Raw genomic sequence first — 295 nt, forward strand, 5'->3', positions numbered from 1 at the left:
AGTTGAGTTAGTCGAAACACTACATCAAACATTTCCAGGGTTAGAAAAGCTATTTACTAACAGATATTCAAAAATCGCATTAAATATAGCTAAAGCATTTCCTCATCCTGATTTTGTAAGTACTTTGACTCATGATGAATTGGTGGAAAAAGTACTTCATTCAACTGATAAAGGCATTTCAGTTAATAAAGCTCACAAGTATGTCCAAAAATTAATTGAAATACAGATTAATAGTTTTCCGAATGTGGACAAGTCTTCTTTCCTCCTACAAAAAGTCCAATACTTATGCGACAAA

General features: G+C 31.9%; 1 pseudogene. It reads left to right on the top strand.

From position 1 onward, the window contains the following. A pseudogene (locus HUK49_RS11080) lies at positions 1-295 on the top strand (IS110 family transposase); the annotation flags it as partial.

The sequence above is a fragment of the Limosilactobacillus portuensis genome (assembly GCF_014838735.1).
GTDB lineage: Bacteria > Bacillota > Bacilli > Lactobacillales > Lactobacillaceae > Limosilactobacillus > Limosilactobacillus portuensis.